Source organism: Alkalicoccobacillus plakortidis, assembly GCF_023703085.1.
GTDB lineage: Bacteria > Bacillota > Bacilli > Bacillales > Bacillaceae_D > Alkalicoccobacillus > Alkalicoccobacillus plakortidis.
Genome location: NZ_JAMQJY010000001.1, coordinates 1,636,944 through 1,657,791, shown reverse-complemented (window position 1 = coordinate 1,657,791; position 20,848 = coordinate 1,636,944). Strand labels below are relative to the sequence as shown.

The following is a 20,848-nucleotide window of genomic DNA, read 5'->3' as shown; positions in this document are numbered from 1 at the left end:
ACATCTATGAATGAAGAACTAATCACCAAGCTCACACATTATTTTAAAGATACAGCGGAAAAGCCGCTATCTGTCTCAGAATTAGAAGTGGCATTCCCTACGAGAAATAGTGATGAATTTAAAGAGCTAGTAAAAGTCTTAAATGAAATGGAACGAAGAGGCGTCTTAGTTCAAACACGAACGAACCGTTATGGAGTTCCCGAAAAAATGAATTTAACCCGAGGTAGACTCCAGGCACACGCTAAAGGATTTGGCTTTGTGATTCCAGAGGAACAAGGCGAAAACGATATCTACGTTAGTGCGGAGGATATGGAAGGTGCAATGAATGGCGACACGGTTCTCGTTCGCTTGCATTCTCGCTCTTCAGGGTCGAGACCTGAAGGCAAGGTCATCCGTATTGTTGAACGCGGAACAACGGATATCGTTGGAGAATATGTGGATTATGATGCGTATGGTATGGTCGTTGCTGATGATAAACGAATTCCAGATGATATTTTAATTCCCAAAGGTAAAGAAAAAGGCGCAATTGCCGGCCACAAAGTGGTTATAGAGATTACTAAATACCCTAAAGACCGTGCTGGTGCAGAGGGTGAAGTCAAACAGGTTTTAGGGCACAAGAATGATCCGGGTATGGATATCTTAAGCATTATCTACAAGCACGGCATTCCCCTTGCTTTTCCAGATGAAGCACTAAAGCAAGCGGAGGATGTTGGTGATGAGATCGATCCTTCCGCTATTGAGGGACGTCGAGATTTACGAGAAGAAACAATCGTCACCATTGATGGTGCAGACGCGAAGGACTTAGATGACGCTGTACAAGTGAAGCAGCTTGATAACGGTAACTACGTGCTTGGTGTGCATATTGCAGATGTGACTCATTACGTAACGGAAGACTCACCCATTGATAAGGAAGCAGCTGAAAGAGGTACTAGTGTCTATCTAGTGGATCGAGTGATTCCGATGATTCCGCATCGTCTCTCAAATGGGATTTGTTCATTGAACCCTCAAGTCGATCGTTTAACTCTTTCTTGTGAAATGGAATTTAATGCACAAGGTAAAGTTGTGAATCATGATATTTTTGAAAGTGTCATTCGCACTACAGAAAGAATGACCTATAAAGATGTTAATTCGATTTTGTTAAATACGGATAACGAGGTTCGAGAGCGTTACAAAAGTTTAATTCCTCTATTTGAAAAGATGGAAAAACTAGCAGCGATTCTTCGTAACAAACGAACAGAGCGTGGTGCGATTGACTTTGACTTTAAAGAAGCAAAAGTGATTGTTAATGAGGAAAGTAAGCCAGTTGATGTTGAACTACGTGAACGTTCAGTTGCTGAAAAGCTGATTGAAGAATTTATGCTTGCTGCAAATGAAACAATAGCCGAGCATTTCCATCGCTTAGATCTTCCATTTGTGTACCGCATTCACGAAGATCCAAAAACGGAAAAACTTGAGAAATTTATGGAGTTTATCACGAACTTTGGATATGTTGTTCGAGGAACTGCGAATACCGTTCATCCACGTGCGCTGCAAAAGCTGTTAGCCGAAGTAAAAGGCGAACCAGAAGAAGCGGTTATAAGCACAGTTATGCTACGCTCGATGCAACAAGCAAAATATGATCCGAAAAGCTTGGGACACTTCGGATTATCAACAGAGTTCTATACTCATTTTACGTCACCAATTCGGCGGTACCCAGATTTAATTGTGCATCGTTTGATTCGCACCTATTTAATCCATGGGAAAATTGATAAAGCAACACAGGCTATCTGGGATGAGCGCCTACCTGAGATCACAAAACACTCATCTGAGATGGAACGTCGTGCTGTTGATGCCGAGCGAGATACAGACAGTGCGAAGAAGGCTCAATACATGCAAGACAAAATTGGTGAAGTCTTTGAAGGGATCATTAGTGGCGTTACAAACTTTGGTTTATTTGTAGAACTAGAGAATACAATTGAAGGACTTGTACACGTAAGCTACCTAACGGACGATTACTATCACTATGATGAGAAGCAATATGCGATGATTGGTGAACGGACCGGTAAGGTGTTCCGTATTGGAGATGAGGTTGAAATCCGTGTTGCTCAAGTGAACGTGGAGGAATCCTCAATTGATTTTGAACTAACAGGAATGAAGGCACGTGCGCCAAGAGCACCTAAAAGCCGTCCAAAGGTCATTGATGGTGGGAAACGCAAGCAGCGCCCTGGGAAAAATGCACGTCAGCCACTTAAAACATCTGGTTCAAGAGACAAAAAGCCAGGCGAATCATCGTCTGGTGGACGTAAGAAAAAGAAAAAGCCTTTTTATGAAAACGCACCTGGAGCAAAACGAAAAAAAGGCAAAAAGAAAAAGAGCTAACAAAGCGTAGGGCAAGCAATTGACGTTCACTTAAAGCCTTTGCTAAGATAGATGCACGAAGAGAATTTGAGGTGCGGATAATGGCAAAACCAAAAACAGATGATAATCTCATTGCGCAGAACAAAAAAGCACGCCATGATTATTTTGTGGAAGAAACCTTCGAAGCAGGAATGGTGCTTCAAGGAACTGAGATAAAATCGATGCGAGCAGGGCGAATGAATCTTAAGGATTCCTTTGCTCGCATCCGTAATGGCGAGGTGTACTTGCACAATGCTCATATTGCTGAGTATGAACAAGGAAACCGTTTTAACCATGAACCAACACGTGCTAGAAAGCTATTGCTGAAGAAAAAAGAGATCAGCCAGCTCATTGGTCAGACTCAACAGCAAGGCTATTCATTGGTACCTCTTAAAGTCTATATTAAAAATGGCTTTGCGAAGGTATTACTAGGTGTGGCAAAAGGGAAAAAGAATTACGACAAACGTGAAACCCTTCGTCGCCAGGATGCGAAACGTGAAGTGGATCGTGCAATGAAGGAACGTTTTAACGGATAGCATATGACTGGATTTTCACTGTTAATTGTGCTATCATTAGAGTTCTGAGGCATTAAAACCTCGGAACTTTTTCTAACACGGGGACGTTTTGGATTCGACAGGAACAGGTCGTGCTTGCGTTGCGAGTCGTGGGGGTCGGCCACGTAAAAACGCCAAAGCCAATTAACTGGCAAAGAAAACAACAACTTCGCAGTAGCAGCGTAACAGCTCTTTTGCGGTTCCACCCTCCATCGCCCATGTGGTAGGACCTGGGACTCACTCTAAGTGGGCTACACCTTTTCCCCTGCAGTCTGAAGGGGGAGGAAGAGAATAATCGGACTAGCCGTATCAAAGCCTGTTACTGGGCCAAGATGACGGCGAAACACTAATACAGTAACTACGCTCGTAGAAGCGTAAGTGTCGTTGTTTCTGGACGTGGGTTCGATTCCCACCGTCTCCATTTTTAGAATCCGAATGAATCAGACCGAAACTCTGCAAGCCTTGATATTAAAGGGTTTGTGGAGTTTTTGTTTTAGGTGGAATCCGAAAGAAACCTTATGTTTTTGATTTTTTTTTGCATTCATTTTGCATTGAATCTATATTACATAACTTTAAATAGACTGCTCATTGTGTCATTAACTACTTCCGATTCCATTTGTTCCATTTCATCTATGATATGAGAGTATGTCTGTAATGTAGTAACAATATCACCATGTCCGAGACGTCTAGAAATGTATTTGATATTGCATTTTTTAAAGAGAAGAATTGAAGCGTGTGTATGTCTTAGGTGGTGGCAAGTGATTTCAGTAACTAATATTTTTTTACAAATGCCTTTTAATGTTTTATTTACTGCGTTGTTTGTTACTAGATGAAATTTATTATTTACAAAAACCAAATTATTTTCATTTCTTAACCCTGATGCTAGGGCGACTTTTTGTTGTTCAGATTTTAATGATTTTAAAATTTCCATTGTTTTATCATCAATTCTCAATGTTCTTTTAGATGCTTTATTTTTTAACTCTCCAAAATCACCTTCGGCATAATCCCACGATTTATTTATTCTTACTTTTTTGTTTTTAAAGTCAACGCTATCCCACGTGATGCCCATTATTTCGCTAAATCTACATCCGGAAGTTAAGGCAAATAAAATAATGTATCGTGAGATATATCTATATTTTAGATCCTTCGTGAGTTCCACAATTAATGATTGAGAATCCTGGTAATTAAGATATTTAAGATCTTCTTCTTTTGATTCCACTTTACCTTTAGCAATAACTTTATAAGTTGGGTTCTTTGTTATGACGCCATCCTCTATAGCATCCATAATAAATGTCCTCATGTATGTGTGATGCTTTTTCACTGATGATGTGGAATGTGTCTCTGCGTATTCATTTAGAGCATTTTGATACATTTTTCTATTAAGATCTTTAAATTTAATAAAAGGAAATTTTTCTTCTGCAAATTCAACAGCTCTGCGAATATCACCATCATTCGCTTTACTCTTTTTCCCCTTTCTAAATATCTCATACCATTCTCTAAAACACTCGTGAAAAAGACGATCTCCCTGTTCTAAGTCATGGCCGTCCTTTAACTTTTTTTCAATTTCGGCAGCTGCTAATATACAATCCTTTTTTCTTTTAAAGTTATTTTTGCTGAGTGTTCCGAAAGTACCGTCGCGTTTTTTATATGAAATCCTATATTGCCAACCAGATTTTAATTCATTTATGCTAGCCATCCTTTTATCCTCCTAATATGTTTTTACAGATTGAATAACTTTTCCAATAAAAGCTATATCGTCTTCGGCTATATTGAATGTATGGGGTTGATGAGTTGGGTTATTACTAAGTGGAATAAGAGTCACAATATCTCCGGACACAGAAACCTTTTTGACAGTTGCGTCATATCCATTTACACGTACTACAGCTATTTGACCATTTTCAATATCAGCATCTTTTTCCACAAGCACATAAGAGCCTTCAGGTAATTCTCTATCCATACTGTCTCCTGTTACGGTTAGATAAAAATAAGTTTTATTTTGCTTTAAAAAGCTAGTCATCATAGGCAAATACCCCTCTATGTTCTGCTCGGCAAAAATAGGCGCGCCAGCTGCTATTGCTCCAACAATAGGAACATTCGTGATGTTAGAGTAATCATTATTTACTACCTCATGAACCATATCCGATTTAACTTCATTCATAGTACCTGCATACAATTCTGTGGGATCTATTTCTAAACCTTTTGCAATATCTAATACACGATCATTAAGAATTCTAATTTCTCCAAGTTCGTATCTGCGAATTGTTTTCTTTGTTACCCCTATTCGTTTTCCTAATTCTTCTGCACTTACTTTTTTCGCCTTTCTGTGTTTTTCGATATTTGCTCCAACTATTTGATAAAAATTATCCATGACTTTTGTTCCTCTTTTCTACGTTATTATATATACCGAATAGTATAGACACAAAAAGACACTTTTACAAGTGTTTTATGAAAAAAAGTGTCTTTTTGTGGTTGACGAAATTTGGACACCGTTGTAAGATGAAGGTGTCATAAAAAGACACAAGGTGTCGCAACAAGAGAGGGTGAGAATAATGGGCATGACATTAACTCCAAAAGCGTTAAGAGTTAACAGTGGAAAAACACAGGAAGATGTCGCTAATCATCTTGAACTATCGCTTACAGCGTATAAGAGAAAAGAAAATAATCAAACGCGTTGGTATGCAGATGAGTTAGCTAAATTAGCTGTTTTTTATAAGGTGGACATCGGTATTTTTTTTAAACCTAAAGTGTCTTATAAAGACACAAAGGAGGTGAGCGAAGTTGGCGGCAGATAAAATCTGGTGGTCAATGCAAGATCTAAAAGATAAAACAGGTAGAAGTGAGGATTGGCTTAAGGAAAAAATTCTTCTTAAGCCGGCTTACATGAAAAAGTTAGATATTGATCGTGGTGGATTTGTGTATTATCCGGAATCAAGAGGGGACAAATGGTGTTTCTTAGCAAAAAGAATGGAAGAATTTTTAACTAACCACTTTGTTGAAATTTTTAAGCTGAAGGGTGAAAGACCATGACTACAGGCGAAATGCTTGGGGTTCACCAATCGGTTAAACGAAATCGAACGTTCAGCAGCTGGTCCACATTTAAGACAAGTTAGGCGCAATCATTTGATACGCGATCTTAAGGCAGTTGGAGAAACACTAGATCGTGAGAGTAAACAGTTTGTAGAACTCCTGATCATCGCAGTATTGGAGGCGGGAGAACGTGTCAGCTTATTCTAATGTTCGTCCTCAGCTTGAAGGCAAGGAAGGTCGAATCATTACAGCGGTAACAGTGGTCAGCGCAATTGAGTATTCAACTGGTGTGGATGTTCATGTAGAAGATGGAGCTGGCAACCGGTTCTGGATTGCAGAGTCTGATGTTGAGTGGGAAGAGGGTGAGACACGTCGTTCTGAACGAAGTCGTTAAGAACGAGGCACCTCGAAGAGTAAATAACTAGTTGTACTTAGCAGTAAATTCATCTAAAGCTAAACCTAAATCCTTAATTGTTTTAAGGTACTCCGCCTTGTTTACAAGGGTAGAATTTTCACTCTCACCACTTGAAATATCCCAAACATAAACATTAAAAGGTGAGCACTTGGTATTACAACCACTAATGTGAATGTCGTATTTATTATTTAACTTACGATATGCACAAAGCTCATTGTTAATTGTTTTAGTTGTGAACTCAGGACCTAGGAAATCTAAAACATCCTGTAAATTCTTACTTAGTCTTTCCATAATTTCACCTCCCTCTAACTATTCTAACAGTTAAGGAGAGAAAGGATAACAAACTATGAAACAGGAACAACTTTTTCAACTAGCTGCCTTATTCCTTAACTTGGAACACAGCATGACGCAAAAAGGCAGACCGAACATTGCAGCTTATGCACGTAAGAAGCACGAACGATATTACCAACAGTTTTTAGCAACAGTTTAATAAAAGCTGTTGGGTGTGCCGGAGGGACCATGAGGGGTGACCTATGTTCAACATAGACCGTTTGTGTTCCGCCTGGTGCACCCAGCACCGAGAAAGGAGGGAGAGAAATTGGCGGAAGAAAAACGAAAGAGACGTACTGATTTGATTGGTTTAAAAGGGACGAAGGAATTTGATTTACTAGGGTCTGATGAAACTAAAACTGTCAATATTGAGGTCATTGATGCTGAAGAGTATTTTTTATCAGGTGTTGAATTGTATGTAAAAGACAGCATGGGCGATAGTTATTGGACTGGCTTGCATGAGGTCGAGTTAAACAAATAAAAGGAGGGACAAGCAATGAAAGCAGCTGAAGCAACGAAAATGGCTCAACAAGGAAAAGTAAATCTTGTTTCAAAAGTGGTCAAAGAAATCGAATCTCGAATTGTGGAAGAGTGCGAGGATGGTAAGCCGTCATTAAATATATTTACCCTTGGCTTTGAGATTAAGGCTGTCTTACAAGAAGTTATGGCTCACTTTGAAGGTAATGAATATGATGTAGCTGTTGATGGTGACTATCTCACAATCTATTGGGGATATGATGATTCAGAGATTGAAGGGCAATAAAAAAGCCACCTTTGCAGAGGCGACCGTTTAGAAAAATTAAGTTGAACACAGTATACCACCAACTAGGAGGTTTTAACAATTGAATAAACAAATGAAGCTTGTTTCTCTAACGCTCACTAATTTTAAAGGTGTTAAAAGCTTTTCTCTAAAAGCAGATGGGCAAGACACTAAGGCATACGGAGATAACGCGACAGGTAAGACAACGGTGTTTGATGCTTTCCTTTGGATTCTGTTCGGTAAAGACAGTCAAAATCGTACAGATTTTCAAATTAAGACCGTTACGCAAGATGGTAAGGAAGTACACGGATTAAGTCATGAGGTCGAAGCGGTCTTTCTTGTGGACGATACCAAGCTTTCTCTAAAGAAAGTCTATGCTGAAAAATGGACTAAAAAGCGTGGAGCCGCACACAAGGAATTCACTGGACATACTACAGACTACTTTATTGATGAAGTGCCGTCTAAGAAAAAAGAGTATGAGTTAAAGGTTTCTAGCATTGTTGATGAAGACGTCTTTAAGCTCCTGACGTCACCGGCATATTTTAATGACCACCTAAAATGGCAGAAACGCCGTGAGATTTTGCTTGAGGTAAGTGGTGACGTCTCTGATGAAGAAGTCATTGCGAGTAATAAAGATTTAGCTACTCTTCCGCAGTTTCTGAACAATCGGAGCATTGAGGATCATCGGAAAGTTATTGCGTCCAAACGCTCTGAGATCAACAAGGAATTGGACAAGATACCAGTGAGAATTGATGAGGTTAAGCGTGCATTACCTGACGTCTCTGGATTGAACGAAGCTGATATCAAAGTTGATATTGCTTCAACTAAATCTAAGATTGAGGACAAAGAGGCTGAGATCTCACGCATTAAGAACGGTACCGAGGTATCAGTCAAAGAAAAAGAGATTCGTGAAATTGAAATGCAGCTTATGGATTTAAAGAACGATCACCAACAAAAGAATTTCGCCAAGGTTAATGAGAAGCGTTCTGAATACTATAAGGCTGAGGAAAGTCTGGATGAAGCGAAACGTTTATTGAAACAAAAGCAGACTGAATATGATTCTGAGAAAAGCAAGATTGATCGGCTAAATGAATCGATTAAAGAATTAAGAGAAGAATGGTCTCATGTGAATAGTAAGACCTTCGATTTCACAGGTGATACGGATTGTCCTAGTTGTGGTCAAGTTCTGCCATTGGACAAATTACAATCTGCTAAAGAGAAGGCTCAAGCTAATTTTAATAGACATAAATCTGATCGTCTCGAAGCAATCAATGTTGAAGGCAAAGAAAAGGCTGCACAGGTTGAACAAATAAAAGAAAAACAAAATGGGTATGAGTCATACCTTGCTACTTTAACTAATGAGATTGATCAGAAAAAAGAAGCTGTTCAAGCTTTGGACAAGGAAATCCAAGATTTAAAAGCAGGCACTTCTAGCCTAGAAGATGATCCTGCATACAAGGACAAGCTGAAAGAATCACAGGTAATCAAAGAATCAATAGAAAACTTACGTTCTTCCACAAAAGAGAGTTTAGAAAAAGCTAAACACGAAATTGCTAAATTGCGTTATAAGCTTTCCGAAGTGCTCGAAGCCGATCTTTCAAAATTTAATACAGTTAATCAATCAAAAGAGCGTATTGATCAGCTGTTGGACCAAGAGAAAAAGCTTGCGGGCGAATATGAAAAGCTCGAGCACGAATTGTATTTGACAGAGGAATTCATTCGCTCAAAAGTGGAGCTCCTTGAAGAGAAAATCAATTCTAAGTTTGAGTTTGCCAGATTTAAGTTGTTCGATCAGCAGATTAATGATGGCTTACGTGAGACATGCGAAACCTTATTCAAAGGTGTGCCTTACTCAGGTGGCTTAAATAATGCAGCTCGAATCAATGTAGGGCTAGACATTATTAATACCTTGTCGAAGCACTATGGATTATCTGCTCCCATATTCGTGGACAATGCGGAGGCTGTGACAAAGCTGATTGATGTTGATAGCCAAGTTATAAGTCTTGTCGTTTCTGAAGGTGATAAGGAATTAAGGGTTGTTAGTTAAAAAGAACCACCAGCATAGGTGAAAGCTGGTTGGTTGGATTGGGAGGATATTATGAAGTCCTTAGAGCTTTTCGCAGGAATTGGAGGCATTGCTTTAGCTGCAGAGTGGGCAGGTATTGAGACAATGGCCTTTTGTGAAAGAGAGCTGTTTTGTCAAAAAGTACTGAATAAACACTGGCCAATCACTCCAATTTTTGATGACATTAAAACGTTAAATAAACAAACGTTGATAGAAAGGGATGTAAACGTTGGAGCAATTGAGCTTATTACAGGAGGATTCCCTTGCCAACCTTACAGTATTGCCGGGAAGCGAGGGGGCACGGAAGATGACCGCGACCTCTGGCCAGAAATGTTTAGACTCATTAACGAAATTAGGCCCACTTGGATTGTTGGAGAAAATGTTGCTAACTTCGCGAAGATGGAACTCGACCGCACGCTTTCTGACTTGGAGAATATCGGTTACGAAGGAAGGTCGTTTGTTTTGCCGGCTAGTGCCGTCGGGGCGCTTCACCAAAGACAAAGAACGTTTATTGTGGCCTACTCCAATAGCAAGCGATGGAGAAGCTTGGACAAAGGTGAAGAAAAGCGATGTATTGACATCTTTACAAAAAACATTACGGGTAAAACCTGGGGGCCACTCGAGCGCAATCCGAATGACTTACTACTTACAGGCTCTAGGACAATCACCGCTTGAGGCAGCGGACTTCAACGAAATGATGATGGGCTTTCCGAAGGGGTGGACAGACTTAGAGGAATCGGAAACGCAGTAGTGCCTCAACAGATATACCCCATCTTTGAAGCAATTTTTCAAATAGAAAAGAGTATGGAGGAAATTAAATGAAATTAGGACTCATCACATGCGGTCTATTCCTCTCACTCTTTGCTGCTATCACTTATAAGTTTTTCAAAGAATCTATGAAAATCAGAAACTATGAAAGGTGGGATCGTGGTGAATGAGGATCTGGATCGTACCACTTACTTTGAACTAAAAGTGAAAGGCTACCATGATCGAAAAATCATGAACATGTATGGGGTAAGAAAAAGAAAAATGAATGATCTTAGAGTCGAATGGGGTTTTATAGGTATTCGTACTGAAGGTTTTCAATGGATGATGATAAAAGCAAAGGTCGGACAAGCTTATATTTCTAAAAAGGTGGTGCAAGATGGCACAGGAATTGGCTATTCAAAAAGCAGGAATTGTTGATACGGTTTCCGATCAAATTAGAACGTTTAGGGATAAAGGGCAGCTATCTTTCCCTACAAACTATGAGCCAGAGAACGCTTTAAAATCTGCCTGGCTTACTTTGCAAGATACAAATAATAAGAATGGTGTTTGCGTATTGGAATCATGCGATAAAAACAGCATTGCAAGTGCATTGCTAGACATGGTTGTTCAAGGTTTAACGCCTGCAAAAAAACAGGGGTACTTTATCGCTTATGGTCGCAACCTCGTCTTTCAACGTAGTTACTTTGGAACGATGGCTGTTACTCAACGTGTAACAGGTGCAAAGAGTATTGTTGCTCAAGTGGTCTATGCAGATGATGATTTTGATTACGAGATCCTTCCACATGGAAAGAAAGTCAATTCTCATAAACAAAAGCTAGGTAACATCAATAAAGATAAAATAATAGGCGCTTATTGTACTATCACTTTCCCTGATGAAACAAGCTTTACAGAGGTTATGTCCTTTGAGGAAATCCAACAATCTTGGAAAATGTCGAGATCGAAGGAAAGCAATACACACAAAGACTTTACTCAGGAAATGGCCAAGAAAACTGTTACTAATCGTACTTGTAAAAAATTCATTAATTCATCTGATGATAGCAGTCTTGTGGTTGAGCATTTCAATAAATCAGATGCCGCGATCAGTGAGGCCCAAGTAGGAGAAGAAATCTCAGAAAATGCGAATCTAGAATTTATTGATGCAGAGTATGAGGATGTTCCAGATGATCCGGAGCCTGAAGTAGAGATTGTGGATGAGCCGGTAAATGAGCAGCCAAAAGAAGATGAATTTGCTAAGAAAGATGATGGTCCAGACTTTTGATTGAGGTCAAGGCTCTTAGATCAAGTAGTAAGGGGAATTGCTATCACATTACTGATGGCACTACCTCATTACTCATTGAATGTGGCATTAAGTTAAACGAGATCCAAAAAGGAATTGGTTTTAAGTTGTCAGAGGTACAAGGATGTCTTATCAGCCATGAACATAAAGATCATTCTCTTGCTGTAAATGAGCTGCTTAAAAGGGGGATTAATTGTTATACGTCATCGGGCACCATTGAAGAGCTTGACGTTGATCATCACCGCTTACTACCTGTGAAATCTAAGCTGCCATTCAAAATTGGCACTTGGTCAATTGTACCGTTTGATGTTCAGCATGACGTCAGTGAACCTTTTGGATTCCTGTTGGTTAATAAAGCAGGGGACAAGCTCTTGTTTGCCACAGACACCTATTACATTAAATATCGCTTCTTCGGACTCACTCACATCATGATAGAAGCTAACTATTCAAAGGAGATCCTTGACCGCAAGATTGAACAGGGTCATGTTCCAGCTTTAATGAAGGACAGGCTCATGAGGTCACACTTCAGCTTAGAGAACGTAAAGGATTTCTTCAAAGTGAATGATATGAGCAAAGTACAAGAAATTTGGCTCTTGCATCTATCAGATAGTAATAGTGATGCATCTGCATTCAAGCGAGAAATAGCACAGATTACTGGGAAGGTTATACACGTCCCTTAACATAGATATTTCATTAAATGGAGGTTTTTACATGTCAGGTATTGATTTGAATAATTTTGCTGATGGTGGTCTTGCTGAGAAGTTTAACGATGAGTTACAAAAGGTGCTAGAGAATATGGCTGATCCTAATACTGATCCCACAAAGGTACGATCTATCACTCTATCGGTTTCTTTAAAAGGTGATAAGAAGCGTGAGGTTGCAGATGTATCAGTTCGAGCAACGAGTAAACTTCAGCCATATGAGGATCTTGAAACCAAGCTTATTATGGATCGCGATAGTAAAGGAAAAATGGTTGGTAAAGAGTTGCTAAGCGGAACGCCTGGACAAACCTATTTTGATGATGAGGGCCTTTATGAGGACACAGGTGAAAAGATCGTAGATTTCAGAAAACAAAAAGCTAATGGGGGTAATAAATAATGTTAAAAGAAGCTATGGGTTATTTAATCGGATTAGGTAAAGCAGAAATTCATGAAGTTGAAGGGCGTAAGTTTTCGGACAAGCAGCTGTATTCATTGAAAGAGCCTACAGCTGATGCATTTACTATTCACAGTTTAACTGGATTTGTTGATTATTTGAAAACGAAATTTGATTATGAAGAAACACTCATGATCCATGTGGTCAGTCCAGAAGAAGTAATTGCTTTTAGCAAATTAAATAACGGTGCAAGTCGTCATGAGTTTATTCGTGCAACTGCTTTAACACCTGAATTTAGATTCGATCGATTCTATAACACGGAAGAGTTTAACATCAAGATGCAATCTGTGTTCGTCCAAAATGAAGATCGCGACATTATTTTACAAGTGGTCGGTAATATTCGTGAGGATGATGTTAAAACGTACGGAGATGATGGGGTTTCTCAATCTGTGGTAGCAAAGACAGGCGTTTCAAAGGTTGCAGATGTAATTGTTCCTAATCCAGTAGCTCTTAAGCCATTCCGCACATTTGTAGAGATTGAACAACCAGTATCTAGTTTTGTGTTCCGTATGCAAAATGGCCCATCTTGCGCTTTGTTTGAGGCAGATGGTGGGGCATGGAAGATCAATGCTATTCACCGTATTGAAAGCTACTTAAAAGAGAATCTTGCTAAAGAAATCGATTCAAATAAAGTTATTGTCATTGCATAAAAACAAACAACCAAATGGAGGCGTTATATATGGGATTTAAGATTGATCATAGTCAAGGTGATGGTTTTGAACAGATTAAGCCAGGAGAATATGAAGTAAAGCCAATTAATTACACGTTGGATAAAGCAAAAACAGGTTCCAACATGGTAATCGTAGATTATGAGATTCGTTCAGATGTGGATCAGCCATGCCAAGGTCAGAAAATCATGTATGACAATTTTGTAGTTAGCGATAATTCTATGTGGAGATTTCACCAAGCTAGTAAAGCAGCTGGTTTCCCTGACGGAAAAGAGTTTGAAAGCTTTAGAGACTGGTGCGAAGAGTTTATGAATAAGCCAATAAGAATTTTAACGGTTCTAGAAAAACAAACTAATGGTCGTGAATATGCAAAAGTTAAGTCTTTCTTGCCTTCTAATGCTGGCAATACGAGCGTTGAAGATGTAAAGACACCAAGTGACGACAAAGTACCATTCTAAAATATGATTGCATCGAGGGGGAGCTTCAAGCTCCCTTTTTATAAAGGGGAGTCAGCGCATGAACTATGACTTCGATCGCATACCGGACGAATTAAAGGAAGTCCCGCAATGGATCGTATGGAAATCTGAAACGAGGAACAACAAGCCTACTAAAGTGCCTTATCGAATAGATGGCAAACTAGCACAATCAAATAACGCTAACACCTGGTCTGCCTTTGATGATGCGGTGAATGCTTTTTATCAACATGAGTATGATGGCATTGGCTTCATGTTTTCAGAGGATGATCCGTATGTGGGCGTTGATATAGATAAATGCATGAGGGATGGAGAGTTATCGGATATTGCTCGTGAGATTGTCGAAATGATGGGTAGTTATACAGAGGTTTCTCCAAGTGAAACAGGACTGCATATCATTGTGGAAGGTAAATTACCAGCTGAGATCACTGGAACCGGTCGTAAGAATCCTGATTTAGGATTAGAGGTTTATCAACATGGCCGTTACTTTACTTTCACAGGTAAGAGACTTAACAGCAATGATATTGAACCTAATACCGATAATTTAGCTAGTTTAATAAAAGAGCATTTTCCTAAAAAAGAAATGAAAAAGCCAGTTCAGGCACAAAGGGAAAAGAAGTCAATTAATAATCTTTCAAGTCGTGAGTTATGGGAACGAATGTTTAATTCTAAAAGCGGTCCAGGCATTAAATCACTCTTCAACGGGGAGCTGCTTAATGGTGATCACTCATCGTCTGATTTAGCATTGTGTAACCATCTAGCATTCTGGACAGGTAAAGATGAATCCCTAATGGATAGTATGTTCCGTGAGTCATCATTAGTACGCGAGAAATGGGACAAGCAACATTCATCCGATGGCCGCACCTATGGTCAAATGACAATTGATATGGCTGTTTCAACAACGCCATCCACAATTGAGGATTTCTACGACAAACCGCATTATGAAATTTATTTCTCTGGTAAAGAACAAATGAAAGAAGAGCATGACGAATTCGCTCAACATACACCGTACTTCCGATTATCTGAGCTTGGTAACGCCGAACGAATTGTTCACTATCATAGCCACAAATTGAAGTATTGCAATGAGCTAGGGTGGCTTATATGGGATGGCAAGGTATGGCGTGAGGATAACAAGATGGAGATTGAGTCCATAGCTGCACAAACGCTGCGGAAGTTATTTAAGGAGTCTTCTGATGCTGATAAAGATCGTAAAAAGGAAATCTATGATTGGGCCGAACGATGTGAAAGAAGATCGGTCAGGCTTAATAGTATAGCTGATGCACGGCCGATGGTTGCCGTAGCAAAAGGAGAGCTAGATAATCACAATTATCTTTTCAACTGTGATAACGGCATTGTCGATCTAAAGACCGGAACTCTGTTGCCACATGAAAAAGATTATTTGTTTACCAAAATATCTAAGGTTGCTTATGACAAAAATGCTGATTGTCCCAACTGGATGAAGTTTTTGGAGAGCATTTTTCAAGATGAAATGGGAAATGTTCAGCACGATATTATTGATTTTATGCAGAAGTCTATTGGTTACACGTTGACTGGTGACATATCAGAGCAAGTTATGTTCTTTCTTTTTGGGACTGGTCGTAATGGGAAATCAACATTTATTAATACGGTTCAGGAGATCTTAGGTGACTATGGACGTCAAACGAATAGTGACACATTCATTAAGAAGCAGAATGATAACAGCATTAATAATGACATTGCCAGACTTGATGGTGCTCGTTTTGTATCGGCTGTGGAGTCTGAGGAAGGTCAACAGCTTGCTGAATCGTTGGTTAAGCAGATCACTGGTGGAGAGAAAATGTCTGCTCGTTTCTTACGACAAGAGTTTTTTGAGTTTACGCCAGAGTTTAAAGTGTTCTTCACTACTAACCACAAACCGATCATAAAGGGTTCTGACGAAGGTATATGGAGACGTTTGCGTCTGATTCCGTTCACTGTAACAATTCCTAAGGATAAAGTTGATAAGTTCTTACCACAGAAGTTAGCTAAGGAAATGCCAGGCATATTGAAATGGGCTGTGGAAGGCTGCATGAAGTGGCAGAATGAAGGCCTTAAGGAGCCTGATGCAATTAAGCAGGCAACACAAGGTTATCGTGAGGATATGGACATATTGGGTCCATTTATTGACGAGAAGTGTGTTATTAATCCACTAGCAAAGGTAGAGGCTAAAGTTCTTTATTCTTCATATAAAGACTGGTGTTTTGATAATGGAGAATTTGAATTAAAGAATAGAGCCTTTTATAGAGCATTGGAAAGTAGGGAATTTTTGAAAGGAAGAGGAACAGATAACAAAAATTTCTTCTTTGGAATTGGATTATGGAAGGAAAACCCAGAACTAAGGGCTTCGAAAAGTAATTCAAAAGTAATTCCTGAACAAAAAGTAATTGCTCGTGAAAAATTCTAGAACCACTTGCGCCATAAGGGTTATAGATAGTTATTAACACCTGTTGATAACTAGAGAATTACTTTTAATTACTTTATTTTCTCTATTCCGTTCCTTATGAGAAAAATAACTATAAAGAGCCTATTAGGGCGTTTTAGGTAATTAAAAGTAATTATGCCTTTAAACCGTTGGTACATTAAGGTTTATACAATTACTTTTAGTAATTTAAAAAGTAATTCTTGAAGTTATCCACAAAAAAAGAGGTGAAATCATGCATCCAAAACAAATTGTTGAAGATTTTCAGAAGATGGGAGCAACATTTGCTATGGAGGGGAATGAGCTCTACTTAAATAACAGTGATCAGGTAAGCGATGAAATGAAGGTGTTTGCTAAGTCATTCAAGAGTCGATTGGTTATGTACTTGCAAGGTAACTATACAGATGCTAAGCATAATGTTTATCAGACGATTGATAAATTAATTGATTATATGAAAAATACTCAGATTGAAAACCAAACTGTTATCGATCGATGGTTAAGTCATGATCAACTGGCATTAGATAAGACTGTGAAGCTCATGCAATCTTACCGCGATAATGGATGGACGAATTTCGATGAACCAGTTGCCAACTTTGAAAATAAGACAACTGAAGAATTGGCTGCTGAATTATATAACAGAGCAATGGACTTTGTGAGAGGTGTTGCGTCATGATGAACGCTTTGAGTTATCGGTTTACTGAAACAGAAATGAAGAAGCTGCTTAAAACATTGGTAATCGTTGTCGATACGAGGGAACAACGGAATGAACATATTTTGAATTATTTTAGGGATAAAGAGATTCCATTCAAGCTACAAGGAATGAAGACTGGCGACTATGGCGCCATGATACCAAAGAATGAAGAGTTAGGCTTATCAAGAGACATATATCTAGCTGGTTGTATTGAACGAAAAAATGGCATTGATGAAATCGTTGGGAACATTAAAGAGCGCCATAGATTCGAGAATGAATTGATTCGTGCAGCCGGTAAGCCATTTGTTCTGATGATCGAAGAACTAGATGGGTATAAGAAAATCTTAAACGGTGAGTACATCAGTGAATATAAGCCGCAGTCTTTACTTGGTAGCTTAAAGACTTTTGAAGTCAGATATAATTTCACCACTTACTTTATTAGTCCGTCTTACAGTGGGAATTATATCTATCACCATTTTTATTACATGGCACGCGAAATGATGAAAGTATAAAGGAGTGATCACATGTCGAATGAAACGATGATCGGAGAGGTCGCAAGGATCTCTGCTGAGACAGCTGTAGTAACCGCAATGAAATACATCGAGGACGAGAGAAAGAAAGCTGAGAAGCAGAGGAAAGATTTTAGATTGCGGAATACAAAGCTCCTTCTCAAAAACTATCGCTCATTCATGATGCATGGTGATGATATTCATGAAGAACTCAAAGAGATTGAAGTACCTAATGATATGTTCGAGGAAATGCACAGTAACGAATTTGTTGTTGAGGCTATCAAGCGAAGCAAGGAACGAACATTGGCAATGATTAAGTTTATGGATCAGATGTTGCAAGTGTATCGCATACTTTGTGAAGAGTCTGGTAAGGATGAAGACCTGAGAAGGTATCAAACGATTCATAAAATGTATATCGCAGAAGAAAAAATTTCTGTAGAAAACATAGCTGAATGTCACAAAACGAATGTTAGGACAGTGTATAGAGACGTAAATGAAGCGGTGAAAACCTTGTCAGTATTGGTGTTTGGCGTTGATGGTATTAAACTCATTAAGTGAATCAAATGTCAGTGGCACGCCATTGTTAAGGCAAAGTAACTGATGTAAAATGATATTGAGTAAAATACCAATTCGATATCAAGACGTCTGCCAATTAGGTGGGCGTCTTTTTAAAAAAATGACGAATAATGTCGAACGATAAATGTCAAATTCCCTCATAATACAAGTTATAATGTAGGTATTATAGAGGGGGTCATTAGTATGGATGTACAAGCTTTACTTAATTCAGTAAATGAATCTGACAGAGATGACATTGAGGTTAGGCTATACTTGTCAAAAAAAATAAATAGAAGAGAATTTGAAACTTTCCGTCCTGGAATTGGCTATGATCTTCAAATTGAATTACTTGAAATGGCTTTAACTTCTTTAGGTAGAGCAGTTGAGATTGAACAAAGAGAATATAGTCCTATAGGTACTATAGCGGGTACTATTGAATTTTGTGAAGCTGATGAGGTCAGTAATCTTACTGAGCTTTTAAATTCATTTGAGCCGCATGAGATTAATCCTGAAATTGAAAATGGAGATATAAAAGATTTAAATTTTTATTGTTTAAGAGTTAACTTGCCAACAGAAGATGAAAACATCTATATTTTTAGAAGAATTACAAAGTTCAAGAAGTTACAACATGGTTTTATGGGGAAATTTGTAGATGGTGATTTCGAGAAGATTTCGTCCGAATTATTAGGTATCGATAATCAAGTGGATGTGGTTATTTTTAGAGGAGAGATGTTAATTCTAAATCATATTGCACTTGAAAGGATTTTTTCGATTGAAGATCAATTCTTCGAGAACGCAGAGGTAACTTTGAGCATAGTAGAAGATTCTAACAGAATAACTAACTTCGATCAATTCAGAGAAGATTGTTTATCCGATGGTCGAGTGGTAAGAGCACTTACAAAAATCTTAAAAGAGGAGGATAGATTAGAACAAAGCTTTTTAAATTTTAATAATATGATTAAAGCAGTTAATATTTTCGAATTAGATATAAACTTTAATGATGATAACACTGCTTTAATTTATGAAGATAAATCCCAACTTATGGATGTTGTTCGATTAATTAGAGATTCCTTTTATAGGAGTATAGTTAATGAACGAGATGGCATTGATGAAGGGGTTTAATAAAAATGAGGTGAAGTAATGACTAAAACCTATAGAGCAGGTTTATACATTTCATCTTTCTTTCCACTTTATCTTTTATTAATACTAGATAATTTTCAGATCTTTATTTCTTGGAGCAGTTTTAAAGATATATTAAAGTTCAATAACTTAGCTGAAAGTTTGTTCTGGTCATCTATATTTTTCTTAATAGTTATATCAATTTTTAGTGTACTGATTATTATAAAGAGAAAACCAAATATAAAAGAGAAATTTAGTGAGATCACAGGGACTGAGGATAATCTATTAAGTTATGTTGTAACTTATTTGGTTCCGCTTTTATCAATAGATATCAATAGTCCAAATAGTCTTTTGGTGAATGCCGGATTATTCTTTTTGTTAGGGTTCATCTATGTGAAAAATAACTTAGTGTATCTTAATCCTCTCTTCTTGTTCTTTGGCTACAATATATACAAGTGTGAAACAGGAAGGACTATAATCTCGAATTTATCTTTATATGAATTAAGAAAAAATAAAGATAAAGAAATATGGTGTAGAGAATTAGGTGATAATTTATTTATAGTAAAAAAAGAGCAAAATACTCGAAAACAAAAAACAGTATAAATAATTTCAGAGTGCCAAATACGGTACTCTTTTTTTATTGAACTTAAATGAATGAAGAAATGTGAAGTTATAAGATGCTTGCTTAAAGTATTCTATTAGAGAGTTGATTTGTAATTGTGATTATTATAGGTGATGAGTATAAATCGGACAATCAAAAGAAACAATTCTATCGCTCAAAGGATTGGGAGTCATTAAGACTTGAAGCATTAGAGCGTGACAACTATGAATGCCAAGAGTGCAAGCGTCAGGGTCGTGTTCATGTGGATAGCAAGAAGGTTGATGGTGAGCGTAAGTTAATCGAGCTGAACGTCCATCATAAGTATGAGATCGAACAGTATCCTAAGCTTGCGTTGATGCTTGATAACCTTGAGACATTGTGTCTGGCGTGTCATAACAAAGTACATGGCAAAGGATTCAAGCCTAGCAAGAAAAAGAAATGGGATGATGAATTGTGGTAGTTTGAGAATAAATAAAATTAAAGGAAATTTACTTTTATGTCGAATTATAAAGAAGGAGGTGAAAATATGGAAAACAAGAATCTTATTGAAGAGTATTTGGATTTGATATATCCAGATGGGATCTTCACAGAACACGAATATGATTTAATGATGACTAACTTTAAAAAGTTCTTAGAGGATAAAGATGATTATATATTTTTCCCTAAGGATTACAAAGAAGATATTAATCATCACATACTCTATTTCTTTGGTAGAGATAAAATGATAAGGGTTAATTTTGATATGAATATGAATGTAACACTTAAATTCAAAGACTTATCAGAGATGAAGGTTGAATCATTAACCATTCAAAAAAATGCAAAAAGAGTTCTTGATTTAAAGTTTAGTGATGGAATGCTCGTTAGACTGGAAGAGAAACAAGATAATTACAAAATTTCATCATTGATTGAAAAGTCACTAGACGCTTTAATTAAAAGGTTAGAGTTATAACGATTGACAAAGAGGCTATCAATGTGGATAGTCTTTTTTTAGTGGAGATGTTGGGTCCCCCCGGGTAAAAAGTTTTGCAGTTTCCGGTGACAGGGGAACCGGTGCAGGGGTTCAATTAAG

27 protein-coding genes, 1 other RNA gene and 1 pseudogene are annotated in these 20,848 nt (G+C 38.0%); 26 read left to right on the top strand and 3 right to left on the bottom strand.

What is annotated here, in order from left to right; genetic code table 11:
- The first annotated feature begins 6 nt into the window (after positions 1 to 6).
- The 3 genes from rnr (at position 7) to ssrA (ending at position 3,354) form a co-directional block, all read left to right on the top strand.
- Positions 7 to 2,358, top strand: coding sequence for a ribonuclease R (rnr, locus tag NDM98_RS08985; protein WP_251606546.1), 2,352 nt, complete (start codon positions 7 to 9; stop codon positions 2,356 to 2,358).
- Between the two features lie 80 nt (positions 2,359 to 2,438).
- Positions 2,439 to 2,912 (top strand): SsrA-binding protein SmpB, encoded by a 474-nt coding sequence (gene smpB / locus NDM98_RS08980; RefSeq protein WP_251606544.1) that lies wholly within the window; start codon positions 2,439 to 2,441, stop codon positions 2,910 to 2,912.
- Between the two features lie 79 nt (positions 2,913 to 2,991).
- Positions 2,992 to 3,354, top strand: a transfer-messenger RNA (tmRNA) gene (gene ssrA / locus NDM98_RS08975).
- Positions 3,355 to 3,492: 138 nt separating this feature from the next.
- On the opposite strand, the gene NDM98_RS08970 is transcribed toward ssrA, so the two are convergent.
- Both NDM98_RS08970 and NDM98_RS08965 read right to left on the bottom strand, forming a co-directional pair.
- Positions 3,493 to 4,626 (bottom strand): tyrosine-type recombinase/integrase, encoded by a 1,134-nt coding sequence (locus NDM98_RS08970; RefSeq protein ID WP_251606542.1) that lies wholly within the window; start codon positions 4,624 to 4,626, stop codon positions 3,493 to 3,495.
- 12 nt (positions 4,627 to 4,638) lie between these two features.
- A complete protein-coding gene (locus NDM98_RS08965) occupies positions 4,639 to 5,298 on the bottom strand; it encodes a LexA family protein (protein WP_251606540.1) in 660 nt (219 codons plus the stop codon).
- 181 nt (positions 5,299 to 5,479) lie between these two features.
- Here NDM98_RS08965 and NDM98_RS08960 point away from each other — a divergent pair, with 181 nt between their 5' ends.
- Genes NDM98_RS08960 through NDM98_RS08945 form a run of 4 tightly spaced genes read left to right on the top strand, consistent with a single transcriptional unit; the run spans position 5,480 to position 6,351 of the window.
- Positions 5,480 to 5,722 carry a helix-turn-helix domain-containing protein gene (locus NDM98_RS08960; protein WP_251606538.1) on the top strand — a complete coding sequence of 81 codons (243 nt, stop codon included), beginning with the start codon at positions 5,480 to 5,482 and terminating at the stop codon, positions 5,720 to 5,722.
- Positions 5,723 to 5,735: 13 nt separating this feature from the next.
- On the top strand, positions 5,736 to 5,957 hold the full coding sequence (locus NDM98_RS08955; protein WP_373370402.1) for a DUF771 domain-containing protein: 222 nt from the start codon (positions 5,736 to 5,738) through the stop codon (positions 5,955 to 5,957).
- A 15-nt stretch (positions 5,958 to 5,972) separates the two neighbouring features.
- Positions 5,973 to 6,164, top strand: coding sequence for a hypothetical protein (locus NDM98_RS08950; RefSeq protein WP_251606534.1), 192 nt, complete (start codon positions 5,973 to 5,975; stop codon positions 6,162 to 6,164).
- Positions 6,148 to 6,351, top strand: a complete 204-nt coding sequence (locus NDM98_RS08945) for a hypothetical protein (RefSeq protein ID WP_251606531.1) — start codon at positions 6,148 to 6,150, stop codon at positions 6,349 to 6,351. The genes NDM98_RS08950 and NDM98_RS08945 overlap by 17 nt, the downstream gene beginning before the upstream one ends.
- 27 nt (positions 6,352 to 6,378) lie before the next feature.
- Here NDM98_RS08945 and NDM98_RS08940 read toward each other — a convergent pair whose 3' ends face one another.
- Complete coding sequence (locus NDM98_RS08940; protein ID WP_251606528.1) at positions 6,379 to 6,663, bottom strand: hypothetical protein; 285 nt, start codon at positions 6,661 to 6,663, stop codon at positions 6,379 to 6,381.
- A 55-nt stretch (positions 6,664 to 6,718) separates the two neighbouring features.
- On the opposite strand from NDM98_RS08940, the gene NDM98_RS08935 reads away from it, so the two are divergent.
- The 19 genes and pseudogenes from NDM98_RS08935 (at position 6,719) to NDM98_RS08845 (ending at position 20,728) form a co-directional block, all read left to right on the top strand.
- Complete coding sequence (locus NDM98_RS08935; RefSeq protein WP_251606525.1) at positions 6,719 to 6,862, top strand: hypothetical protein; 144 nt, start codon at positions 6,719 to 6,721, stop codon at positions 6,860 to 6,862.
- 108 nt (positions 6,863 to 6,970) lie between these two features.
- On the top strand, positions 6,971 to 7,183 hold the full coding sequence (locus tag NDM98_RS08930; protein WP_251606522.1) for a hypothetical protein: 213 nt from the start codon (positions 6,971 to 6,973) through the stop codon (positions 7,181 to 7,183).
- A gap of 15 nt (positions 7,184 to 7,198) precedes the next feature.
- The gene (locus NDM98_RS08925) at positions 7,199 to 7,465 is read left to right on the top strand and encodes a hypothetical protein (RefSeq protein ID WP_251606516.1); all 267 of its coding nucleotides are present in this window, start codon (positions 7,199 to 7,201) and stop codon (positions 7,463 to 7,465) included.
- Between the two features lie 79 nt (positions 7,466 to 7,544).
- On the top strand, positions 7,545 to 9,509 hold the full coding sequence (locus tag NDM98_RS08920; RefSeq protein WP_251606514.1) for an AAA family ATPase: 1,965 nt from the start codon (positions 7,545 to 7,547) through the stop codon (positions 9,507 to 9,509).
- A 51-nt stretch (positions 9,510 to 9,560) separates the two neighbouring features.
- Positions 9,561 to 10,349, top strand: a pseudogene (locus tag NDM98_RS08915) (DNA cytosine methyltransferase).
- A gap of 108 nt (positions 10,350 to 10,457) precedes the next feature.
- A complete protein-coding gene (locus tag NDM98_RS08910) occupies positions 10,458 to 10,712 on the top strand; it encodes a hypothetical protein (RefSeq protein WP_251606512.1) in 255 nt (84 codons plus the stop codon).
- The gene (locus NDM98_RS08905; RefSeq protein WP_251606510.1) at positions 10,684 to 11,553 is read left to right on the top strand and encodes a phage-derived integrase/recombinase RecT; all 870 of its coding nucleotides are present in this window, start codon (positions 10,684 to 10,686) and stop codon (positions 11,551 to 11,553) included. Before NDM98_RS08910 ends, NDM98_RS08905 begins: the two co-directional genes overlap by 29 nt.
- Positions 11,550 to 12,251, top strand: coding sequence for an MBL fold metallo-hydrolase (locus tag NDM98_RS08900; RefSeq protein WP_251606508.1), 702 nt, complete (start codon positions 11,550 to 11,552; stop codon positions 12,249 to 12,251). The genes NDM98_RS08905 and NDM98_RS08900 overlap by 4 nt, the downstream gene beginning before the upstream one ends.
- A 31-nt stretch (positions 12,252 to 12,282) precedes the next feature.
- The gene (locus NDM98_RS08895) at positions 12,283 to 12,669 is read left to right on the top strand and encodes a replication terminator protein (protein WP_251606505.1); all 387 of its coding nucleotides are present in this window, start codon (positions 12,283 to 12,285) and stop codon (positions 12,667 to 12,669) included.
- A complete protein-coding gene (locus tag NDM98_RS08890; RefSeq protein ID WP_251606502.1) occupies positions 12,669 to 13,376 on the top strand; it encodes a hypothetical protein in 708 nt (235 codons plus the stop codon). The genes NDM98_RS08895 and NDM98_RS08890 overlap by 1 nt, the downstream gene beginning before the upstream one ends.
- A 29-nt stretch (positions 13,377 to 13,405) precedes the next feature.
- Entirely contained in the window at positions 13,406 to 13,852 is a 447-nt protein-coding gene (locus NDM98_RS08885; protein WP_251606499.1) for a DUF669 domain-containing protein, read from the top strand.
- Positions 13,853 to 13,910: 58 nt separating this feature from the next.
- Positions 13,911 to 16,289 carry a phage/plasmid primase, P4 family gene (locus NDM98_RS08880; protein ID WP_251606496.1) on the top strand — a complete coding sequence of 793 codons (2,379 nt, stop codon included), beginning with the start codon at positions 13,911 to 13,913 and terminating at the stop codon, positions 16,287 to 16,289.
- 250 nt (positions 16,290 to 16,539) lie between these two features.
- Positions 16,540 to 16,977 carry a hypothetical protein gene (locus NDM98_RS08875; protein WP_251606493.1) on the top strand — a complete coding sequence of 146 codons (438 nt, stop codon included), beginning with the start codon at positions 16,540 to 16,542 and terminating at the stop codon, positions 16,975 to 16,977.
- Positions 16,977 to 17,507 carry an ERCC4 domain-containing protein gene (locus NDM98_RS08870; RefSeq protein ID WP_251609043.1) on the top strand — a complete coding sequence of 177 codons (531 nt, stop codon included), beginning with the start codon at positions 16,977 to 16,979 and terminating at the stop codon, positions 17,505 to 17,507. The genes NDM98_RS08875 and NDM98_RS08870 overlap by 1 nt, the downstream gene beginning before the upstream one ends.
- Before the next feature lie 12 nt (positions 17,508 to 17,519).
- Positions 17,520 to 18,062: a hypothetical protein gene (locus NDM98_RS08865; RefSeq protein ID WP_251606489.1), complete on the top strand. Its 543-nt coding sequence runs from the start codon at positions 17,520 to 17,522 to the stop codon at positions 18,060 to 18,062.
- Positions 18,063 to 18,263: 201 nt separating this feature from the next.
- Complete coding sequence (locus NDM98_RS08860) at positions 18,264 to 19,181, top strand: Kiwa anti-phage protein KwaB-like domain-containing protein (protein ID WP_251606486.1); 918 nt, start codon at positions 18,264 to 18,266, stop codon at positions 19,179 to 19,181.
- A gap of 18 nt (positions 19,182 to 19,199) precedes the next feature.
- Positions 19,200 to 19,781, top strand: a complete 582-nt coding sequence (locus tag NDM98_RS08855; RefSeq protein ID WP_251606483.1) for a KwaA family protein — start codon at positions 19,200 to 19,202, stop codon at positions 19,779 to 19,781.
- Between the two features lie 116 nt (positions 19,782 to 19,897).
- Positions 19,898 to 20,239: an HNH endonuclease gene (locus NDM98_RS08850; RefSeq protein ID WP_373370367.1), complete on the top strand. Its 342-nt coding sequence runs from the start codon at positions 19,898 to 19,900 to the stop codon at positions 20,237 to 20,239.
- Between the two features lie 66 nt (positions 20,240 to 20,305).
- Complete coding sequence (locus NDM98_RS08845; protein WP_251606481.1) at positions 20,306 to 20,728, top strand: hypothetical protein; 423 nt, start codon at positions 20,306 to 20,308, stop codon at positions 20,726 to 20,728.
- Positions 20,729 to 20,848: the final 120 nt, after the last annotated feature.